The following is a 20,365-nucleotide window of genomic DNA, read 5'->3' on the forward strand; positions in this document are numbered from 1 at the left end:
CGTCTGGCGACATGAGCTACAGCAAAATTAAAAATGCATTAGTTAAAGGCCGGCGGTCGCGTTTGTTGCGGGAACCGCGGCTAACGCCATGCGGCTGATTTTGCGTAAAAACTCCTGCCTAGGCGTTTAGCTGGGTCGCAGCGATCGAGACCGCTCCGGCGACCGGTTCGCGGATCGGATGAATCTGCGGTTGCAGCCCCACATCCGACAGCAGCTGACACAGACGATCGGCAAAACGTGGCTGTTGCGTCAGCACGCCGCCGGTGACGGCAAACGCAAACGGCGTTTCGGCAAATCCCAGACGCGTTGCCAACGCTGTGACCATCTCGCACAACTCCGCCGCGGCGGACTCGATAATGTCTCCTGCGGCAACATCCCCCGACTCCGCAGCTGCGAACACAATCAAGGCAAGCCGAGCGATCGACGCGCGATTGGTTTGCTCGGAATAGATGACCGGGATCAATTCGCTTGGGCTGGTGATTTGGTAATGCTCGAGGATGCTCGGCAGCAAGCTCGTTTGCGGACCGCGTCCATCGGCGGCGCGGGCTGCGGCACGCAAACCAGCCACTCCGATTTGGTAGCCGCTTCCCTCATCACCAAACAAACCACCCCAACCTCCACACCGCGCCGTCGATCCGTCCGCACTGCGTCCGATTGCCAGCGATCCAGTGCCGGAGATCAATGCGATGCCGACTCCATCACGCGACGCCGCGTACAACACCGGCATCGCATCATTGGTGATCGTTATGCGATGCGACAATTGGCATTGCTCGGCCCACGTGCGAATCAACTGTTGCTCGGCCTCGCGATCGGCACCGGCCAGCGACAAGCACGCGCTCGCCACCGTTGTCCTGGTTCGCTTGGCGTCCGCAAACACAGCGTCGATCGCGAGGTCGAGGTTCGCGGTCGCTTGGTCGAACCCGACACTGCGGCCGTTGGAGGGTCCCGACCGTCCACGACCGATCGTTTCGGTGCGGCATTGGTGATTGCGACGAGCCAACCACGCAACCGTCTTCGAACCGCCTCCGTCGATACCTAGAATCAAGTCGTCTTGGTGCATCACGCTGTTTTTTTATTGAGGACGATCTTGGTTGAGAACGCGGCGTAAATGTCCCCCGCAATCGGCCAGCTGTTGACGCGCCGCCTCCGCAGTGACTTCTTGCAAATGCGAAACGATTGCCGTCTTCACTTCGCCATCGCAACGGTCCAACAAACGGCGAGCTTCCTCGGGTGCGATGCCCGTGATGTCCGAAACGATTTGGCAAGATCGCATGCTCAACTTCGCATTGGTGGCGCGTAGATCGACCATCAAATTGCCGTACGTCTTGCCGATTCGGACCATCGCCCCGGTGGTGAGCATGTTCAACACCATCTTGGTGGCGGTCCCCGCCTTCATGCGGGTCGAACCGCTAATCACTTCAGGACCGACGACGGGCGAAATCATGATTTGACAATGAGGTCTCAGTTCGCAATCGGCATTGCAGCTCAATCCGATCGTGAACGCACCGACTTGGTTGGCGAATTGCAGACCGCCGATCACGTAAGGCGTTCGCCCACTCGTCGCGATCCCCATCACCACATCTTTGTCGCAAACGTGATGGTCGGCCAAATCTCGCTGGCCAAACTCGGGGTGATCTTCGGCGCCTTCGATCGCTCGCGTTAGCGCGTCTCGGCCGCCTGCGATTAAACCGACCACCATCTTGGCGGGGGTGTTGAACGTCGGCGGACATTCGCTGGCATCCAATACCCCCAAGCGGCCGGAGGTGCCCGCCCCCATATAAAGCAGTCGACCTCCCGCGCGAAAACGATCGGCGATCACATCGATCGCGGCCGCAATCGACTCCGCTTGAGTGGCCACGGCCGCAGCAATGCTGGCGTCTTGCGAATTCATCAACCGCACGATCTCGAGCGCCGAGAGCGAATCGATTTTGCTCGACTCAGGATTGCGAGCTTCCGTAGTCAGTTTTTCAAGCATAATTGGTTGTTCTTTGCAGATGGTTGATTCATCGTTTTCGTTGCCAATCGACACGGATCGAACGCGGGTCGCAGCGAACGCGGGGGCCAGCGAATTAGGGGGGCACCGGATCGTCGACGACCACCCCAAAGATGATTCCACGATGGCCTCGATCATGCATTGTCATAACAAGCAACCTCAAGAAACGAAACACGGTATTGTAGAATAGCGTGGCTCGTCATTTTCGGTGACATGGTAAAGCCGAAGTGACGTCAATCGATTGCCTGGGGTGTCAGTCGTCTGGCACATAATGCGTTTTGGTTTCTCCCCTATTTTCGCCGCCCGCCTGCTTGTCACAGGAGTGATCCCGATGATTAAATGAGTTCACGTTCGTCCCACTGCCTCCGCTTTCCCTACACCTCGCCAGGTTTCCGATATCCATCGGGGGGCCTCAAGAGCGACTTTCCAACAGGAATATTAGTTTGGCAATCAGTTCGATCGACGCTGCGATCTTAGTCCTCTACATGCTGATCATGGTCGCGTTGGGGCTTTGGGTAGGGCGTGACCAGAAGGATTTATCGGGATACTTGCTCGGCGGACGCGATTTGCCGTGGTGGGCGATCCTGGGTTCGATCGTGGCGACCGAAACCAGTACCGCCACATTTTTAAGTGTGCCGGGAATCGCGTTCGCGGCCGACGGCGACATGCGTTTCTTACAACTCGCGTTCGGATTTCTAGTGGGCCGCGTGATCGTAGCGATCGTGCTGGTGCCGTTGTACTGTCGTGGCGAAATTTTTACCGCCTATGAAATTTTGCAACAGCGATTCGGCGGGGCTAGCAAGAAATGTGCCTCCCTTTTGTTTCTGATCACGCGGAATCTGGGAGACGGACTGCGGCTCTTTTTAGCCGGCATCGCGCTCGAAAAGGTGCTCGGAATCGACCTGCACCTCTGCATCGCCGTGATCGGGATCGCCACGATCGTGTACACGTTCTTTGGCGGAATGAAGGCCGTGATCTGGAGCGACTGTATCCAATTGGTCGTCTACATGGTTGGCGGTTTCTTGGCGTTGAAGATCTTAGTCGGCTTCTTGCCGGGCGGGTGGTCTGAGTTGTTCGAATTTGGCAACTCGACCGGGCGCTTTCACATCCTCGATTTCCGCTGGCAATCGACCGCCACGTTTAACCTTTGGAGCGAAACGTATACGTTTTGGTCGGGTTTGATCGGCGGCGCTGTGCTGACGCTAGGCACCCATGGCACCGACCAAATGTTTGTCCAGCGTTACCTTTGTGCGCGCAGCGGACGCGATGCGCAACGCGCCGTCATCGCCAGCGGCTTTGTGGTCTTTGCTCAATTCGCCCTGTTTCTACTGCTGGGCGTTGCCTTGGCCGCCTATTACACCAATGTCGATCCCCAAACCTTCGCCCACAACGACGAAGTCTTTGCCACCTTTATTGTCGACCATCTACCGATCGGCTTGGTCGGAATCACGCTGGCCGCCGTCTTCGCCGCAGCGATGTCGACCCTTTCCAGCTCACTGAACTCTTCCGCCGCTGCCGCCGTATCGGATTTCTACGCGCCTTGGGCTTACCCCGAGGTCGGCGACGATCCATCTCATCCCGATCACAGCGACAAACTGCTGTTGGCCGGCCGTTCCTTCACCATCATTTTTGGGATACTCCAAATCGCCATTGGAATGGGAGCCAGCTACGTGTCACGCAGCGTCGTCGGAGATGCGTTGGCGATCGCGGGCTTCACCGCTGGCATCTTGCTCGGGGTGTTCGGGCTTGGCATGTTCACCCGTTCGGCCCATCAACGCGGTGCCCTGGTGGGGATGGTCTGCGGGATCGCGGTTTTGACCGGGATCAAATTTGGAACCACCATTGCTTGGCCCTGGTACGCGATCATTGGATCGCTGACCACCTTTGTCTGCGGTTACCTTGCGAGTCAATTGATTTCCCCTCTCCATGCACCCGCTGCGTCTACCGTCGAGGATGACTCGATGCGTGACAAGGAATAAACATGAACCGAAACGTTTTGTTTTCTCTGTTGTTTGCCGTTGCTCTATTTACGGCGTTGCCGCGGACTGCCCCCGCTCAAGTTCTCGCCGGCATCGATGTGCTCGAAAGAGACCATTTCCAACAACTCGCCGGTCGCAAGATTGGCTTGATTACGAATCACACGGGGGCCAACGCTCGCGGCGTTTCCACCGTCAAGCTTTTTCATGATTCGCCGAATGTTAACCTAGTGGCGCTGTTCAGTCCCGAGCATGGCTTCGCCGGCGTCTTGGACCATGAGAACATCGGGGATCAACGTGACTCATTGACAGGTCTGAAAGTCCATAGCTTGTACGGCAAAACACGAGTGCCAACACCCGAGATGCTCGCAGGAATCGACACACTCGTGTTTGACATTCAAGATATCGGCACGCGTTTCTACACCTACATCTCGACGATGGGCGGCGCGATGAAGGCAGCGGCCGAGCACCGCGTTCGCTTCGTTGTCTTGGATCGCCCCAACCCGATCGATGGGATCACCGTGCAAGGCCCTGTCTTGGATCGTGGCGGCGAGTCGTTCGTCGGATACCACCCGATTTCCGTACGCCATGGCATGACGATTGCGGAATTGGCAAGGATGTTCCAAGCCGAATGGAAACTTGATCTCGATTTACAAACCATTCCAATTGAGGGCTGGAATCGCCGCGAGATGTTTGACGCCACAGGACGACTGTGGATCAACCCGTCACCGAACATGCGCAGCTTGAACCAAGCGTTGCTCTACCCCGGAATCGGGCTGTTGGAAACCACCAACGTCTCGGTGGGACGCGGTACTGACACTCCCTTCGAACTTCTCGGCGCCCCCTGGATCGATGCCCTCACGCTGGCGAGGGAACTGAACGCCGCCGCACTCAAAGGAGTGCGGTTCGTGCCGGTCGAGTTCACCCCGAACGCGAGTAAGTACGAGTCCGAAACGTGTGGCGGCGTGAACATCATCGTCATCGACCGAGCCAGCTTTGATCCGCTCGAAACCGGTTTGTTGCTGGCTATTACGCTGCATCGACTCTATCCCAAGGATTGGAAGACAACGTCGCTGAACCGATTGCTGGTTAGCGAAAAAACTCGCGATGGGATTCTCGATGGCAAATCGATTGACGAACTGCAAGCGGCCTACCAAAACGAGCTGAACGACTTCATACGCCGCCGCGAAGCGTTCTTGCTGTATCGCTAATCCTTCCTTAGAGAACCGTGAAATTGATGAAGCGTGAAATCATGCTTGGGCTCGAAGCCTGCGTGGCCGAGCGTCCCCCGGCGCTCCGATCCGCGCGGATCGGTTTACTGATGAACCGCGCCTCGGTTGACCGCAACCTTCGTTTGGCCTGCGATGTCTTGCACGATGCGTATCCAGGCCAAATCGCCGCCCTGTTCACACCTCAGCATGGGCTATGGGGCGACGCCCAAGCGAATATGATCGAAACCGACCACGGCTGGCACGCGGGGTTGGACGTTCCGATCTATAGTCTGTACAGCGCCTCGCGGCGACCGTCACCCGAGATGCTCGCCGGACTCGATTGCTTTGTGATCGACTTGCAAGACGTGGGCACACGTGTTTACACCTTCGTGTGGACGATGCTGGAGTGCCTGCACGCGTGTGCCGAAGCAAACGTCGCGGTACTGGTGTTGGACCGGCCCAACCCGATCGGCGGCCGGATCATCGAAGGCCCCTTGTTAGAGGACGCGTATCGCAGCTTTGTCGGCGGAGCGCCCGTTCCGATGCGTCATGGATTGACGATGGGCGAACTAGCGTTGCTGCTGAAATCCGAGTTGCAAATCGATGTTTCGCTTGAGATTGTCCCCGTTCAGAGATGGTCTCCGGAGGACTTGTTTGCAGCACTCGGTCGGCACTGGCTATTACCTTCACCCAACTTGCCCACCGCCCAGTCCGCGATCATCTATCCTGGCCAAGTTTTGCTCGAGGGAACCAATCTCTCCGAAGGCCGTGGCACCACGACGCCATTCGAAGTCGTCGGTGCTCCGTTTATCGATCCTGATACCATGATCCAAGCCCTAGGCGACATCGACCTACCAGGCGTCCATTTTTTGCCGCTTTATTTTCGGCCTACCTTTGACAAATGGCGAGACCAGCTCTGTGGAGGCGTCTCCATTCACATCACCGACGCCGAACGTTTCCGCTCACTGAAAACATCGATCGCAATCCTCTCCGTGATCCAACAACATTGGCCCAATGATTTTCGCTGGCTCGATCCACCCTACGAGTACGAGACACGAAAGCCGCCGATCGACATTATCTACGGCAGCAACAAGTTACGAGAGGGATTAGGTTCGGGCCAGACGGTCGACGGACTTACCGAAGTCGATGTCACCGCGTGGAACCAACGAACGTTCGAATTCCAAATCTACGATCCCAGCGAGCAGCGTTTTCGCGGTTGAGCGAGTGGAGTATCCAATTGATGATTCGAAATGCTTCTCCCGTCCTCTACTGACCGCATTCAACTCTTTGCCATCTATCTTTTTGCATAAACGTCCGGCCGTCAAAGTCCAGACTCTCTTTTTCGGCCGCGGCAAAGGGGACGTTCCTGAAAACGATCACTGTCCCCTTAGCCCCGTCCCCTTAGCCCCCACTTGCCAAAATCGTTCTTCGTGTACGTCCATGCCCTGCCCTTGGCATGGCTCCAGAATGCGGGGCCTGCGTCGCGATACCAATCGATCCTCCATTGCCTCTCATCGCTCCACGCGTGGTCGCCGACGCGTCTGCTGAGGTTCAGGTGCCGCATCGCATGACAGGCAGCTTTTCGAATCTTGCCGACCGAGTCCCCCCGGCCATGCGTTGCAATGCGATGTCACTCCACCAGCATCACCACTGGCCATAGAGTGTTGCGGTACCGGTCACGTTTGCCTCAATGGCTCGCGGCAATCGAGCGGCGGAACAGCATTAGGCTGTCCAAAAAACACAGCAGCCCGAGTCCGGCCGTCGCGGCGAATTGCGGCCAGACTTCGCGGATGCCGATTCCAACGTTTCGCTGTTCGTCTTCGTACGCAAGTCAGCAGCGGTTCCTTCGGCCAAAACTTTGCCCGCGTTCATCGCGACCAACCAATCGAACCGCTCCGCTTCTTCCATGAACGCCGATAGCGCAACAGCAGCTCACGCGCACAAGAGTGGCCCCGACCAACGGTTTGGCATTCAAAGCCAATTAGCGATCCAAGAAGTGGATCGGCCTTCTAAACTTCATTTCAGTTTCGTCGAGGGATGGCGAGAGTCACAGCGTAGTCGGCGGCTCCAACGGGCGAGTCACTGAAATAGATATCGAAACCGTCCGGCGTATGCTCAATTGCGATCACGTCTCGACCTTGACGATTAACGATCCTTGCCTTCGATAGATCCAATCGATTTCCGAAATCTCGCCATGGCGTGGGAGTCCGATGCAACTTGATCCAAGGCTCTCCATCGAAAAGCACCTTCTTGGGGCGTGCCCAGTGTTTGTGTACGTAACGCACGGCATCGCGATCAAAGACGATCCGTCCACTACCATCAAATTGCCCCGAGATGCGTAGTAGCTTCGGCTGCGCATCGACAGCTTCATCGAAGGCCGTTTCATTGGCGTGCGGGTCAGACGGTTTACTGCGTTCGTCACGTGGTGGTGCTCCGACGCTCAACGTCGTAAAAACGAATAGACAGAACAAAGAGTGGAGGCACGCTTTCATTGCGGTCACCTTTTTGTTGGAACGGAACATGTCGTAACCATCCTCGTCTGCGGGGGAGCGGGACACGGTGCGAAATTGAATTCCAAGCACACGGGGTTAGTCGTTGGATCTCGACCGGACCTCCATCGCATAAGAGCGTTGGCGATAGACTGACGGCGGGCACTGACTGGCAAGCAGCCCCAACTGGCATTCACCGCCGCTCACCGCCATCGTGGGGTGATCGGTTGCTGGGAGCTGCGGGTCGAGGTCAACCAGTTCAGGGGCTGCGGACACACCAGCATAGCCGATCCATCGAAGGACCGTGCAAATATCGACCGTGAGCCCATCCGGCAACGATCGTCGAAGTTGAATGAACAAATCAAGCGATCGGGTTCTTGTGGAACGCGCGAATCAAATGAGCCAGCGGAACAAACGCCGCGCCAATCTCGATCGAAAACCAAAGTCCCTCGTATCCGACAGCACGTAAGATCGCAAAGACCACTGCGGCGATGGTGACCGCGGCAAAAATGGTGCACAAATGAAACTGCAGCGCCGTGGCAGGGCGATGACACTCGGATGATACGGCGCGAGCGTGCTTTGGGTAGCCACACGAATCACAGCTGGCGTCCCACGCAGAACGTTGTTCGGAACAGTTTGGGCACGGGTGCGATGGCGTCATTCGGACTGGCAATCAAAAACAGCGAGGGAAGCGGTAACAAGTGCGACGCGGTCGTTCAAATCAAGTTTCACGAGCGGCCCCTTTCGATTCGAGCGGCCCCTTTCGATTTCGTAGTTCGAATTACTCCCCGAACCTCGGTCGCCACCAAGCACGCAGAGCCGACTCGCCATTTGCAAAATGATGCAAGCCACAATCCGTGTGCGCAGCATTGTTACCGGAGACCTTGATCTGTTGAATGGCATTGAACGGGGTCTGGTGATTCAGGCAGCAAGGTGAGTAGCGTGCCAGCAAGGGCGGCAACGTCAGCGTTTGGTGATAAAGTCAGCTGACGAAGGTCATTCGCGTATTCCGTGCGGACCCACCTTTGAGCGGCGACGTTGTTTTCAACCAAAGCGGTGAAGTCACGAATGATTTGACTTTGCGTCGGAGTATCACCATTGATCAGGCCCTCGTGGTATGACTGGACAACCGCGGCACCAAATGCGTCGGCCAGTCCGTCGCCGTCAATCACGATACGGTTTGGAAGGCCACGAGCCCAAGCGACCACCTTGACCGCACTCCATCCCGCAATGGAGATGCATATCACGCCTAACGTCATCGCGGTGATGAGCAGTCGTTTTGTTCGACGAGTCATTCAAACACCTTTGAACAAGCGTGAATTCCAATCCGATCACCAGGGACGGAGAGTGAACGATCCATCAAATTTCGGTCACTTCCGTGCTTCGGGCGAGTCGCTCGAGGGTCTTTCAGGTTTAGGATACGCTTTGTATTCACCATGTGCCACGGATTCCTGCTTCGTGGTATCGCGATATCTGTTCTTGGTCCAATTCACCCACCGCCCCCTCTCGGAACCCGAAGGGGGCAGTTAACGCATCCGGGCTCCCAGCCAACAGCTCTCAACCGGCATCCCTTCGCACTCTACAATCACGATCAAGTCCGCATCGCGAGCATTGAGATTCGCGCAGATTCGCTTAGTTCTTGGCGCAAATTCGCACTAAACGTTTGCCCACGAATCACGCTATTCATCGCGAATGAGCGCCGCATGACGGAATTGCATTAGGGACAAAATGCAAGGCAAACAACGACGATCAATCGCCGCGGTAGCGTCGACAGCGATCGTCGCACGGTTCAACCGACGACGTGAATTTGCGACCACGGGTTCCGTCCTCAAGGCCTAACCGCGCAAAGCGTTTCCTGTGACGCACGGTTCAACCGACCAAGCCCTACGTAAAGACATCGCCGCCAACGAGGCAAACGAGGTGGCCAGTATCAGAATACGAGCCACACAGCTCAGCGTCTTCTCGATCAGCGAACGCGGATAGAGATTCGTTGCACATCACCGTTGGCGGCGAACTCTCAGATTGAACGCGGGTCAAGGCATCCGTCTGACGAGCGGGGCATTGATACAAATACCGAATTGGCAACGAAGCCAAACATCATGTTCTGAGTCCGATAAAGGCGGAGTTCACGCAGAGACGTGAGTAGATGTTCCATTTGCAAAAACTTGTTGCGGCCGCGGCAAACTCTGATTTTTAGTCACACGTTCTCAGCCGCTCTGGTTCACGCCATGGGTATCGCTACGGCTGCCCGGTTACCGCGGAAATAGCGTTCAGGAACGAAGGGTCGCGATGGTCACCCGTAACGCGGAAGGAGCCGTTAATGGGACTGAAGATTTGTGGTACTGAAACAACCTGGCCATCCACGAGTACGGCAAGCGTCGACGAATTTGGAGAAGTGGTTGCAGCAAGCATCTTCTTCGTGCCAGCAGGATTCAATACGATTTCGAGAGCGGGAACCGACTCGGCAGGTTCTACACCACCGACCGTCTCAATCTCAATCATCGATTTTGCGACCGTCGCAATATCCGAAGTCTGTACCACGGGGGGGCCGACCAAGTTGATCGTCGCCTTTGTGGTCGGGTCAACGGCAGCCTTCGTGCCTAGCCCCTCCACTGCGGCCACAGCGTAGATCTCGATTATTACGCCCGGCGGAACAGGGCCAGGAATCGCAGTCGTTCCCGGTTCGCAACCGGCCAAAAGCACGACGGTCAATGCCAGCGGGATCATGCATTTCATAACGGTCTCGATGTTTGTGGGACAATGGTAACAAGAGATAGACGGGGGAACTTGCTCCACCCTTGGAGCCAAACTTTCCACCGCCGCTTCGGTTCATCGCATGCTTCGCAGGTGCGATTCAAATTCGTGCCGCTCGTTCTGCGGCGATCAATCCGTTTCGGTACTCCATCGAAAGTCATGGCTCCTCTGTGCTGTCCGCAGCGGCCCCGCAAGCAAGGCCCCACGCGGCACAACGTTATTGTCGGATAAGAACGCTTCGCCATCGTTTCGTGCAACGGTGTAGCGATATGCTTTCTTTCCCATTATACGTGCGGAGAGTTTTCCGGTGACGCCCTTAAGTGGCAAGCCCTCATGAACAACCCTTTCGGTAAGGCACTCAATTTCATCCCAAGCAAACGTGGGTCGATTTGATCCTCGATGAACCACGAACCCCTGTTCATGAATAGCGACTTTCGACTGAGACAATCTTCTCACGTAATAACCAAATTCCACCGCAGCGACGAAGAGAGCTGCCGCCATGATATACTCTCCCATTGGCTCAAAGTCCTGTTGCGCTGCGTAGACCAAGTATCCACCGCCGCAAAGAAACAGGAATGAAATTAAATAATCAGCGATCACGTTTTCATTTTTTGGTTGAAGCGTTTTTTAAACGTCCAAGTGATTCCGGTCTGCAGGTGGAGGTATCCACTTCAAAACTCCCGTTAATTTGAGTAAGGCGTCGTCGACGCTATCTGTACAGCGAACGTTACCAATCAACACCAATCAACCCGCGCCGACCGTCAATCTTCCCCTTCAAAACGCCCGACTTCGCCGCTCGGTTGCATCGGATGGCACTGGCTTTCTTCGAAAGACATCAAATCGCCCAATCCAAACCGAGCTTGTCACCCCATCAGCATCCAGCAAATCCTCGGCCGCGCAGCATTTCGGCACCACACCTCTACTAAACGCTGCACTTTCATATCAACGCAAAGCCCCAGAGCATTGCAGAGCGAAAACACGTCCCCGGAAATCAACTTCGAATGCCAGAACGCTGAAATTCATCGAGCACGGAAGATTGATTTTCCATTTGCAAAACCACGCAAGTCGTCCTGCGGGTGCACGGCTTGGCTCTGGCAATTTTGGTCCGGGTATTGCCCCGACCCTCAGAACAAGTCCGCGCCCATCAAGAGCAGCTAAGTTCGATCGGCAGCGCAAGAGTTGTACTCACACGTGCAAGCATGGGTTGGTCGCCGCAAGAAGAAGTGAACGAACAGGAGGAAAGGGAGAGAACAGAGCAGGATTGACCAGCATCTCCGTTGACTCTGCGACCTCCGGTTCAATCCGAACGTATGGATCGTGTTGAAGGCAAAAAAATGTCTGGCAAAAAAATGAAGAATGGATCTTGGCAACCGCGGCGTTGAGCTCTTCCCCACACGTTACCCATCTTTTTGCCCCACATGCTTTTGTCGGCAATGCAGTGGAGAAAGAGCCTCGACAGCGCGTCGCCCGGTTCAATGCGTCTGCGGCGTCCCTTGATTTCGAGCGTTGACGATATCAACGCGAACGACTGGATCGACCTCGTGATTACTTCCATGCCAGAACGGTGGCGGTCACCCGATCCAAGCGGACGAGCCACCGTCAGAACAAGTGCCCCAAAAGGATACCAGAGTTTGATCGTCAGCGCACGATTTGTCCGCGAACGATGGAGCATAGGTTGGTCGCCGCAAGAAGAAATGAACGAACAGGAGCAAACGGAGAGAACAGAGGAGAATTGACCGGCATCTCCGTTGACTCTGCGACCTCCTGTTCAATCCGAACGTATGGATCGTGTTGAAGGTAAAAAGATGTCTGGCAAAAAAAATGAAGAATGGATCTTGGCAATCACGGCGTTGTGTTCTTTCCCATACGTTAGACGTCTTTTTGCCCCACATGTTTTTGTCGGCAATGCAGTGGAGAAAGAGCCTCGACAGCGCGTCGCCTGGTTCAAAGCGTCTGCGGCGTCCCTTGATTTCGAGCGTTGACGGCACCAACGCGAACCAATGGATCGGCCTCACGATGTTGCGATCAAATCATCGACCGCGCAGATTAGTCGCACCGATTCGACTGCATAACTTCTTCCATCCCAGAACGTTGATGTTCACACGGATTGCCCGGACGATTCTCTATCGCCCCAATAACCCAGCTCGTGATCTCGTGTGCGACACATGGTTCTTGCACTGGGCTTGAGTGGCAGACGACTCGCCAATCGGACGAGATCCACAAACCTTAGAATACGGGCCGAATAGGGCCCGAGCAACAGGCGACCGAGCAAGCCAGCAAACAAGCAACTCGGCGACGACCAGCGATCATCGACTGCGCTGGAAGTCGGACGTGGGCGAGACCGCGCAACAATTAGTGTTTATTCGTGGCGATGAGTGTTTCAGTCGGAAAGAACACTCATCTTCGCTAATCGCACACGAAAGGCTTTGCCGTGGAGGGCCGCACTGCCTCGGTTGGCAGCGGCGAGCAATCGAGCAACCGACACGGAGCGTGGCAATCCACTGCGCATCGACGGAGAGCAAGAACGTCCGCGAGCACGTGGTCGCCGTGAGTGATCATCCACTTCAATAACTACGACCCGCCGTGCATCGCATTGTTACCCGCCATTTGGGACAGTGGCCGATGAGTCAACGGCACGACGCACCCAGGCTGCATACCTGCGAATGTACTCTCTGTTGGAACAAGATGCTACATCAGCAGCTTCCGCCATTCGAGCAGGAGCAAACCGTATGGCCATCGAAAGTTGGTCTTTGAATTGCTCGTAGAACCGACCATCAATAAGGCGATTGACGATTGCGTCGACCATGGATTTGCATTGATCGTCAGACGGCGGGTGATTTTTGAAGTACCGACACAGTTTCGCACGAGCCCGGTTGTGCCACATCCCCAAGCTCTCCGCGGTCACGAACGCAACCGCTCGTGTTGCAGCGTCGGTATCGCCACGTTTCACGTCTTCAATTAGCGAGTGAAGGTCCGACTTCGTCAGCGATCGAATCCAAAGTGCCACAAACGACGGTCGCATTGTCGACTCATTTCGCTTCATGCATTTACTCGGGTAACAGCGATAGTCACCCAGCCGCGGAAAACGATTTACGATTAGCAACTTGTCCAGCCAACGCGGCTTGGATGGATGCCATGGTCACGCCATGTTCCTGGCACGGCGTTGCCCAGAGATCAGTATAGCGAACATGACGGCGACAGACACAATCCCGCCAAGTATGGTCATGTGAAATCCCTGTGCTCGCATCCCCGTCATCATTGCGATAGCGATTGGTAGCAGTAGCGTTGCTAGACAGGCTCGCCACTGGCGTCGCCGGACGGTGGTGTCGATTGGCCAATTCCGTGACCGAACACGATATACCACCCCACCGATCGGCAGGCTGAGTAAGATTACAAGGTATCCAATCGGATTTGGGTTAGTGTAGATTGAGGTAGGCGCTAAAAGCGGCATCGCACAAACAGCACCGAGCAATCCGGCGACAGCAAAGTAGAGCAACGGGCCTCGAAAGGTGCGATGAGGTTTTCTTGTTGTCGTGGACTGATCCGATGTGTGTGGCGGAATGTATGGGCTCTCGTTCAGTTCGACCTCGCCGATGAATCCTGAATGCTCCGATGGCGTAACCACGTTGCCGCCCATGATTGACCATTTCAGTAACGTCACAGCGGCAACTTCAAAAAAGCCCACTTCGCCGCCGCAGAGCATTGCTGGGTTCGTCACATCACTTAGGTCTGCAATATTGGAACACAACACGACTCCCGTTGGTCGCGGCGGCTTGCGATGCGGAGTTGCGTTTACCGATGTCCCGCTTCCATGGCGATCAGGAAGCTGAAAACCTGAGTATCCGTTGGTTTCGGCGGCTCCCATTCATAGTTTATTGACACACCCACTTCACGTGAGATGGGGAAATCAAAAAGCGGCTGATTGGCAATTTCCACGCATCGATCGAATAGTGGCGACACATTCGGCTGCGTTGTCTTTCGACTGACTGATTCACCCGCATTGGCCAACGCGAAGAGTCCAAGCAACGAGCAAAGTACAGTCAGTTTCATGTGTTCTCTCCGTGAACGAATCTTGTAACGACATTACTCGCGAGTGTTCCATGTAACTGGCGTCACGTTCGATCGCGATTGAGTTGACGAATGCTGACCGTAACCGGGTCGCGTCATGAGAGTCTGCCATTTCCTCGATGCTAGAGATCCGAAGCCACTGAGTGTGGCGAACTTATTGGCGTTCGGTTCAATTTAAGTCGGATAAAACGGTAGAGGTCACCGGGCCGGGCGTGTTAAGTCTCAACTAGCCCTTTCCGCTTACGGCTGGCTCCGGTGCACCGGACGGCCACTCGCAATGCGATGGGTATTTGTCGCATTGCTTGGTTTGCAGCCCTAGCCTGCTACAGAACTTCTAGTTTTCCGTTCCTTCAATCTCTAGATCGACCAACTCTGTTTGGCGAAACGCAAATCTTCGGTGAAACGGATCGCCAAATGGGTCGCCGCTTTGCTTTAGCTCTGGCAACGGTTTCAGCAAATCATCCAACGCAGACACATGGATTTCAGGCGTGCCAAGTGACTTTAGCGACTTCGCTAGACTTTCAGTCACCGCGTACGGGAAACGATCATCGGGCGCGATCGTCGCGGTTCTTTTATCAACCTTCAAAACCAGAATTGGACTGCTATGGAATTTCAGTTCAAGTTCTTTTTTGGGCGCGAGAGTGATCTTGTCGGGGTTGTCGACGGCGAGTGCGTCGACAATCGTTGATATCAAATCAAATCTCGCACCGCTCGTAATCGTCACATGGTACTTAGGCCCACCTTCTTGCGAAGATGAATGTTGTACCACTGCGGCCCAGACGGGCTCACTCGTGCCGGTATCAGATGCGATACCAACACTACCAGAGAGAACCAATGAACAAAGCGACACAAACACGAGAAGCATTCGAATGATCGTAACGTCCTTTAGAACAGGGATGTGGAAAGGCAAAGGAATATTTCAATTCGAACAACGTTGAGCTTAACCGGGTGGCCGCGGTTGATCTTCCACTGTGAAAACGCGAGATCGGCCGCTCCGCATTCATCGCTTGATTATTGTTGCGTTCCGCCGTTACCATCAGGATACACCTGCTGCAGGATGAACAGGTAGTCATTCAGGGAGCGAAAATGGCGAGATTGACAGTCGTAAACCGAACCATTCCTGTAGAACGACGTCGGTCATGATATTCTACATCTCGACGCTGTAGTGAGAATGCGAGCCAACGATTTCCGATTCCGAAATCGGCTCCGAAGCCATTATCGGGTTTGCGAGTCCGCAGCAGCCTGGATACGTCAGTCGGCAAGTTGCATTTGCGTTGAACAACACCACTCCTCACAAATATCGATGCCCCTAGCGGGGATCGCCTAATGTGCGATGCATCTGAAACGGCGCCATGACGTTCTCCGGTTCGTGTTCTGGTTACTTGGTAGTTGCAGTAGTAATTCTACGCAAGCAAACGCCTGAAACGCGAAGTACTGCGAGCGTACAAATGACGATCCCCCACACCGAAACCGTTTGGAACCAAGTCGACCATGAAAACAGAGAAACGTTGACCGTCAAACCGATGGCGAATCCCGCGACCCCAGCGAACCGGCGAAGATGGGTCGAGCCCATCACAAGCAGTAGACAGGACAGGCCAAATAAGGCGATTAGGCTGCTGTACAGCGCAAGCATCAAAACATCCACTGGTTCGCCTGAGACGACCGAGACAGCATAGCGATACCAACACAACAGCACACTCACGAAAAACGTGGTGAGAAGTAAGTCCTGTATTCCGCAGCGCGCGTCAGCGATTGTATGAGTACAACGGACAGTCCCGATCCAAGGCCGGAGCAATGACAGGAATAGCCCTGTAAGTGATGCGGGGACCACAGTGCACCCTGACCGACCTGGCAATTCGGCCCACGGATTATCGAAAACACCGATGACGCCGTAAGCCCATCCTGTCGAGAGGAGGATCATGACCAGCGTTACAAGGGTCAGCGAAAATCGAAGCACCAAACCACCTGCGCCAAAGGCCAAATAAAGTGTGGACAACGCCGTCTGCGCTGAGGGAACACATGTCCAGCCCATCTCGTTGTATAGCGGCATCCAGCTGGGGTCGTTGATCCAGACCGTTACTCCAATAGCGACGGGAAGAAGAGCGAACTGCAAAAAACCGACGAAGACTAGGGGGAGCCATCGAATCTCTGTTGTGGAGTGGTTCAAGTGCTTTGATCCGAACGGCGGACATCAGGCGGGGGACGGGTGAGCGACGTGTAAGCAGACCAAGAAACCTGACTCCCATACTCACGTGCAATTCATTGTTCCCCGCTTCCTAGTCTGTCGCAAGAGAACGTTCAGAACAATCGATCAAATCACACGTTGAATGGCCATTGCTAGCTCGAATCGTCGTTGGGCAATCCACGAAACACATTGTGTTGTTTAATCGCATCCAGGACAGCAGTTCCCTTTTTGCTTATCCAGATGTCCGATGCATTAAATCCGTGCCAGATGAGATCATGCTTGTCGAGCAGCCAAACGAACGATGTCGCAAGTCCTGGTGACGCCAGCAACCATGCTTCCACATCACGTGTAATTGCCGAGAATGGTTCGAAATCATCTCCACGCGTTTCTTGTCGGTCAGCAGCGAACTGCAGTATGTCCCGAAGACCCCGAATCGCTTCCTCATAGTAGCCGCCACCGCACTACCCTAATTCGGACTTCAGATAGATGAGCAACTCGTCGTGGCTGCTTATTTCGATCTTTGGAATGCGTGCCAACAGTGACGCTTCAAGATGTTACTTATGTCGGGGAACGTTGGTCGACACCGAGGACGTCCAATGTGGTTTCCATGTGTAAATATAATATGCCGTCCTTCAGTGCAGACATCGTTACCAGCCATTCAAGCATCTGAAGCACGACGTTGAAAGCCAGCGACTAATGAAGCGGCGAAAAGACACAATACTACGGATGTCGTCGTCTCCACAATATTTTGAACTAGATACCACTCGCCGTTATCAATCGGCACGGTTTGTGGCCCGTCATGTGTAACGTTTTCCCAAATCCACATTGATATAGATTGTGGGAAAGAGCGAAACTGGATTAGTCCGAATCCGAATACGCCGTATGTGAGCGAGTAGCTCTGAACGCGACCGGTTGAGTGGAACGCGGCGACAAGTGCGGTGCACGCAGACAGAACGTAGAGGTGAGTGAGTACCTCAATTACCATCGTGCTTGGATGCTTGATCGATGCGAAAGCACATGCGAACACAGCGATGAAGGTTAACAGCGTGCAGGTCGTGAATCGCATCAGTGGCTAAGAGCATTCCTGTGTCGCGAGATCTGTATCGAGTCGGATAATAGCGGGGGACGGGAATGGAGCAACCATTCGTGAAAAACGCGTCACCGGCCCGCCGTTGGATCCGATGGTTATCCGCCGCGATCGGATGTCGCGGTCGAGTGTTGTGGTTTGTGGCATTTTACGAGCATCGCGATAGCCAGTAAAGCAAAAGAAATCAATGAAAGGCATAGGCCCACCAGCAAGCACACCAAAATCGTTGCATGCGCTTCGTACATCTCGGTCGGCTTTGGGGGCGTGCCATACATGGACAGAATTCGAAACACGCTGATGTAACCGTGAACGAGACCAATCAAACCTACAAACGCAGGCAAAAATGCAAACGGAAGCGCGACTGCGACCTCCGATGCATCTGCGAATCGCCAAGAACATCGACAGGCAACATAGAACGACGCTAAACCGCTAACGTAAAGCAGCGTCCCGTAAAGCATGCCGAGAGAATTTGCGAGCCATGCCAACAGGAAAGGATCATTGCGACCGGCGATAATAAATAATGCGAAGTAGCCCACGCACCCGGCGACGAAGTAGAAAATCGAGAGTAGCGAGAAGCGTGGCAATCGATGGTATCGGTTTGAGTCGGCGAACGTTGCGGATCACCCGGTCGGCGCGAGAGATTTCTCATTGTCACAACGCCCGACTTCGCCGCTCGTTCGCATCGGATGGTTCGCCGCTATTCGTCACGCATGATGTTGGCGATGGCAAATTGATCAGCATTAAGTGCAGCCGTGGCAAACGCTTTGGGATTCGCGATTCCTGGTTGGCCCCAACTCATTGCATGAACTCCCCATCCGGTCCAGAGAAATCCAGTGGCTCCCATGCAGACCAGGGCCAAATGCGAATACGCGGATGTCCATCGATTGCCGCGGCGTGCCAAACAAAAAACAACAAACAGATGCAACGCGAGCAAGACGAGGACCACAGGAGTGAATGCGGCAATGAAATCTGAAATCATTGACGCGGACTCAAACCTTGGCGTTGGATTTGTTCCGACAACGATGAAGCAGTCACCAAACGCCCAATTCATTTGCACGAGAACGAGGTCGAGCATTCCAAACGCGATTAAGTGCACGGACAACAACGAACATGTGCCAACCCATGATCCTCGCTGCGGCCCTACGGTTTGTGTTTCATCCATTGTGGCTACCTTGATTGGTTACGAAGGGGGAAGTCGTTTTCAGTCGGCAGAACGTCAAAATTCACGAGGATTGCGCGGTAGATCTTCTGACGGCCAAGAGATCCGGCTCGCGATCTCCCCTGCTATTTTTGGTTCTGCTACTCCCCGCCTATTTCCTTATGTGAAGCTAATGGCTGATCAGCGACGCTGCGTTTGCCCTCGTCCTTTAAACGCGTGAACACAGCCTCAGTCGCTTTGTTGGGTGGAGCCAGTTCAACCCGGTTGCCCTCGTCGCTAAACGTGATTTTCCAGGTATCCGACGGAGCTTGCCAGCGTCGCAAAAGGTCGGCAAACGGCAAAACAGACGGCTTGTCAGTCCAGTATTGAACGTGCAGCAGTTCGTCACTGACATGCCATCGCCCCGCAATCCCGGAATCAGAACGAAACACGCGGTCTGATGAGAATGTACACGTTGGGCCCTCTTCGTTCGTCGGTAGAATCGTTTGTTTCCACTCGCCAACTAGCTGATTTTCGGACGCCGAAAGTGGTGCAACGTTCCAAAGAGCGGTTGGAGCGACCTGCGTCGGGTCCGCTTTCTGCGGCGCAGACTCTACGGCGGAACGCACCTCCTGATCCTGACCAAACGCAGGAGTCAGCACCAGAACAACGATAAGTAATGAGAGTAGTCGCATGTCGTTTCTCCGACGAGAGTCAGGGCAGAATAGTTGCAATCTCCCGGTCGCGACGAGAGATTCTCTATTGTCAAAACGCCCGACGTCGCGACTCGGGTGTACTATTTAGTTCGCCAGCTTTCGGGTCCGCTGGGCGACTCAGGGTTCCTCGACAAAAGTATACAATGAATGCAGCGTTGACGAGCACAATTAGTAAGCACTGATCGCCAAATCGCAGGCCCCCGAGGATCGAGAATGCGATCGCATGAAACGCGAGTATTAGCGAAATATCCCACGACACACGTCGCGTCCGAATTTTCCGTTCTGGACCGTCTTGAAGTTGCCTGAGAAATTCGTCCCACCTGAACTGACGATCATTAGGAATTGCACTACGCAAAAACGAAGTGACGTCATCACGCTGGGAGTGAACAAAGTTACCGAGTTCGATTTTGAGAGTGCCATCAACGCCCGAAATCCGCACGTGGCCGCCGAACGGAATTCGTCGTCACTTGAATTGGTCTACCGCGGACAGCGTCACGGTGTGATCGGATACTACACCACATTGACGCATTGTGTCATCGGTGATGAAGACACGGTGTCGACGGTGCAACAATCGTTGCCAAACGCCTAGGAGTATAAGGCAAGACCCAAATATACCGAAGCAGGTTGCAGCAAGGAGCGGTCTCGAAAAGGAGTTGTCCACGTTGAAGTATGCAACGAACACAGACGCTAGGCCGATCACCGCGAACAGCGTCGTACACGCTACGCCAACGTTGCGAACGTAGGGTTT

18 protein-coding genes are annotated in these 20,365 nt (G+C 54.6%); 5 read left to right on the forward strand and 13 right to left on the reverse strand.

Features of this window, described 5'->3' with window-relative positions:
- Window positions 1-118: 118 nt before the first annotated feature.
- Both Pla52o_RS22845 and murQ read right to left on the reverse strand, forming a co-directional pair.
- Window positions 119-1,060 (reverse strand): N-acetylglucosamine kinase, encoded by a 942-nt coding sequence (locus tag Pla52o_RS22845; protein WP_146596947.1) that lies wholly within the window; start codon window positions 1,058-1,060, stop codon window positions 119-121.
- A gap of 12 nt (window positions 1,061-1,072) precedes the next feature.
- On the reverse strand, window positions 1,073-1,975 hold the full coding sequence (gene murQ / locus Pla52o_RS22850) for an N-acetylmuramic acid 6-phosphate etherase (protein WP_146596948.1): 903 nt from the start codon (window positions 1,973-1,975) through the stop codon (window positions 1,073-1,075).
- 19 nt (window positions 1,976-1,994) lie between these two features.
- On the opposite strand from murQ, the gene Pla52o_RS22855 reads away from it, so the two are divergent.
- The 4 genes from Pla52o_RS22855 to Pla52o_RS22870 all read left to right on the forward strand — a co-directional run bounded on the left by Pla52o_RS22855 (window position 1,995) and on the right by Pla52o_RS22870 (window position 6,400).
- Window positions 1,995-2,183, forward strand: a complete 189-nt coding sequence (locus tag Pla52o_RS22855) for a hypothetical protein (RefSeq protein WP_146596949.1) — start codon at window positions 1,995-1,997, stop codon at window positions 2,181-2,183.
- A gap of 253 nt (window positions 2,184-2,436) precedes the next feature.
- Entirely contained in the window at window positions 2,437-3,972 is a 1,536-nt protein-coding gene (locus Pla52o_RS22860) for a sodium:solute symporter (RefSeq protein ID WP_146596950.1), read from the forward strand.
- A 2-nt stretch (window positions 3,973-3,974) separates the two neighbouring features.
- Window positions 3,975-5,180: an exo-beta-N-acetylmuramidase NamZ family protein gene (locus Pla52o_RS22865; protein ID WP_146596951.1), complete on the forward strand. Its 1,206-nt coding sequence runs from the start codon at window positions 3,975-3,977 to the stop codon at window positions 5,178-5,180.
- 26 nt (window positions 5,181-5,206) lie between these two features.
- A complete protein-coding gene (locus Pla52o_RS22870; RefSeq protein ID WP_231612576.1) occupies window positions 5,207-6,400 on the forward strand; it encodes an exo-beta-N-acetylmuramidase NamZ family protein in 1,194 nt (397 codons plus the stop codon).
- 801 nt (window positions 6,401-7,201) lie between these two features.
- Here Pla52o_RS22870 and Pla52o_RS22875 read toward each other — a convergent pair.
- The 11 genes from Pla52o_RS22875 to Pla52o_RS22925 form a co-directional block, all read right to left on the reverse strand.
- Complete coding sequence (locus Pla52o_RS22875; RefSeq protein WP_146596953.1) at window positions 7,202-7,738, reverse strand: hypothetical protein; 537 nt, start codon at window positions 7,736-7,738, stop codon at window positions 7,202-7,204.
- Window positions 7,739-8,030: 292 nt separating this feature from the next.
- Window positions 8,031-8,189 (reverse strand): hypothetical protein, encoded by a 159-nt coding sequence (locus Pla52o_RS27135; protein ID WP_197169447.1) that lies wholly within the window; start codon window positions 8,187-8,189, stop codon window positions 8,031-8,033.
- A 352-nt stretch (window positions 8,190-8,541) separates the two neighbouring features.
- Window positions 8,542-8,964, reverse strand: coding sequence for a hypothetical protein (locus Pla52o_RS22880; RefSeq protein ID WP_146596954.1), 423 nt, complete (start codon window positions 8,962-8,964; stop codon window positions 8,542-8,544).
- A 943-nt stretch (window positions 8,965-9,907) separates the two neighbouring features.
- Entirely contained in the window at window positions 9,908-10,405 is a 498-nt protein-coding gene (locus Pla52o_RS22885; RefSeq protein WP_146596955.1) for a SecDF P1 head subdomain-containing protein, read from the reverse strand.
- A gap of 147 nt (window positions 10,406-10,552) precedes the next feature.
- Window positions 10,553-11,023 (reverse strand): DUF6585 family protein, encoded by a 471-nt coding sequence (locus Pla52o_RS22890; protein WP_146596956.1) that lies wholly within the window; start codon window positions 11,021-11,023, stop codon window positions 10,553-10,555.
- 2,539 nt (window positions 11,024-13,562) lie between these two features.
- Window positions 13,563-14,288 (reverse strand): hypothetical protein, encoded by a 726-nt coding sequence (locus Pla52o_RS22900; protein WP_146596957.1) that lies wholly within the window; start codon window positions 14,286-14,288, stop codon window positions 13,563-13,565.
- A gap of 537 nt (window positions 14,289-14,825) precedes the next feature.
- Entirely contained in the window at window positions 14,826-15,356 is a 531-nt protein-coding gene (locus Pla52o_RS22905) for a hypothetical protein (RefSeq protein ID WP_146596958.1), read from the reverse strand.
- 513 nt (window positions 15,357-15,869) lie between these two features.
- A complete protein-coding gene (locus Pla52o_RS22910) occupies window positions 15,870-16,193 on the reverse strand; it encodes a hypothetical protein (protein WP_146596959.1) in 324 nt (107 codons plus the stop codon).
- Between the two features lie 1,668 nt (window positions 16,194-17,861).
- Window positions 17,862-18,347 (reverse strand): hypothetical protein, encoded by a 486-nt coding sequence (locus tag Pla52o_RS22915; RefSeq protein ID WP_146596960.1) that lies wholly within the window; start codon window positions 18,345-18,347, stop codon window positions 17,862-17,864.
- A 113-nt stretch (window positions 18,348-18,460) separates the two neighbouring features.
- Complete coding sequence (locus tag Pla52o_RS22920) at window positions 18,461-18,925, reverse strand: hypothetical protein (RefSeq protein ID WP_146596961.1); 465 nt, start codon at window positions 18,923-18,925, stop codon at window positions 18,461-18,463.
- Between the two features lie 137 nt (window positions 18,926-19,062).
- A complete protein-coding gene (locus Pla52o_RS22925; RefSeq protein ID WP_146596962.1) occupies window positions 19,063-19,596 on the reverse strand; it encodes a hypothetical protein in 534 nt (177 codons plus the stop codon).
- A 403-nt stretch (window positions 19,597-19,999) separates the two neighbouring features.
- Between Pla52o_RS22925 and Pla52o_RS22930 the strand changes: the two genes are divergently transcribed.
- Window positions 20,000-20,206 (forward strand): hypothetical protein, encoded by a 207-nt coding sequence (locus tag Pla52o_RS22930; protein ID WP_146596963.1) that lies wholly within the window; start codon window positions 20,000-20,002, stop codon window positions 20,204-20,206.
- The last annotated feature ends 159 nt before the right edge of the window (window positions 20,207-20,365 follow it).

Source organism: Novipirellula galeiformis, from assembly GCF_007860095.1.
In the GTDB taxonomy this organism is placed as follows: Bacteria; Planctomycetota; Planctomycetia; order Pirellulales; family Pirellulaceae; genus Novipirellula; species Novipirellula galeiformis.

Bases quoted from the DNA above. Each gene is read 5' to 3' on its own strand.
- Pla52o_RS22845 (WP_146596947.1), bottom strand. From the start codon at position 1,060: ATGCACCAAGACGACTTGATTCTAGGTATCGACGGAGGCGGTTCGAAG.
- Pla52o_RS22920 (WP_146596961.1), bottom strand. From the start codon at position 18,925: ATGGATGAAACACAAACCGTAGGGCCGCAGCGAGGATCATGGGTTGGC.
- Pla52o_RS22870 (WP_231612576.1), top strand. From the start codon at position 5,207: ATGAAGCGTGAAATCATGCTTGGGCTCGAAGCCTGCGTGGCCGAGCGT.
- Pla52o_RS22900 (WP_146596957.1), bottom strand. From the start codon at position 14,288: ATGGGAGCCGCCGAAACCAACGGATACTCAGGTTTTCAGCTTCCTGAT.
- murQ (WP_146596948.1), bottom strand. From the start codon at position 1,975: ATGCTTGAAAAACTGACTACGGAAGCTCGCAATCCTGAGTCGAGCAAA.
- Pla52o_RS22855 (WP_146596949.1), top strand. From the start codon at position 1,995: ATGGTTGATTCATCGTTTTCGTTGCCAATCGACACGGATCGAACGCGG.
- Pla52o_RS22885 (WP_146596955.1), bottom strand. From the start codon at position 10,405: ATGAAATGCATGATCCCGCTGGCATTGACCGTCGTGCTTTTGGCCGGT.
- Pla52o_RS22880 (WP_146596954.1), bottom strand. From the start codon at position 8,964: ATGACTCGTCGAACAAAACGACTGCTCATCACCGCGATGACGTTAGGC.
- Pla52o_RS22925 (WP_146596962.1), bottom strand. From the start codon at position 19,596: ATGCGACTACTCTCATTACTTATCGTTGTTCTGGTGCTGACTCCTGCG.
- Pla52o_RS22865 (WP_146596951.1), top strand. From the start codon at position 3,975: ATGAACCGAAACGTTTTGTTTTCTCTGTTGTTTGCCGTTGCTCTATTT.
- Pla52o_RS22905 (WP_146596958.1), bottom strand. From the start codon at position 15,356: ATGCTTCTCGTGTTTGTGTCGCTTTGTTCATTGGTTCTCTCTGGTAGT.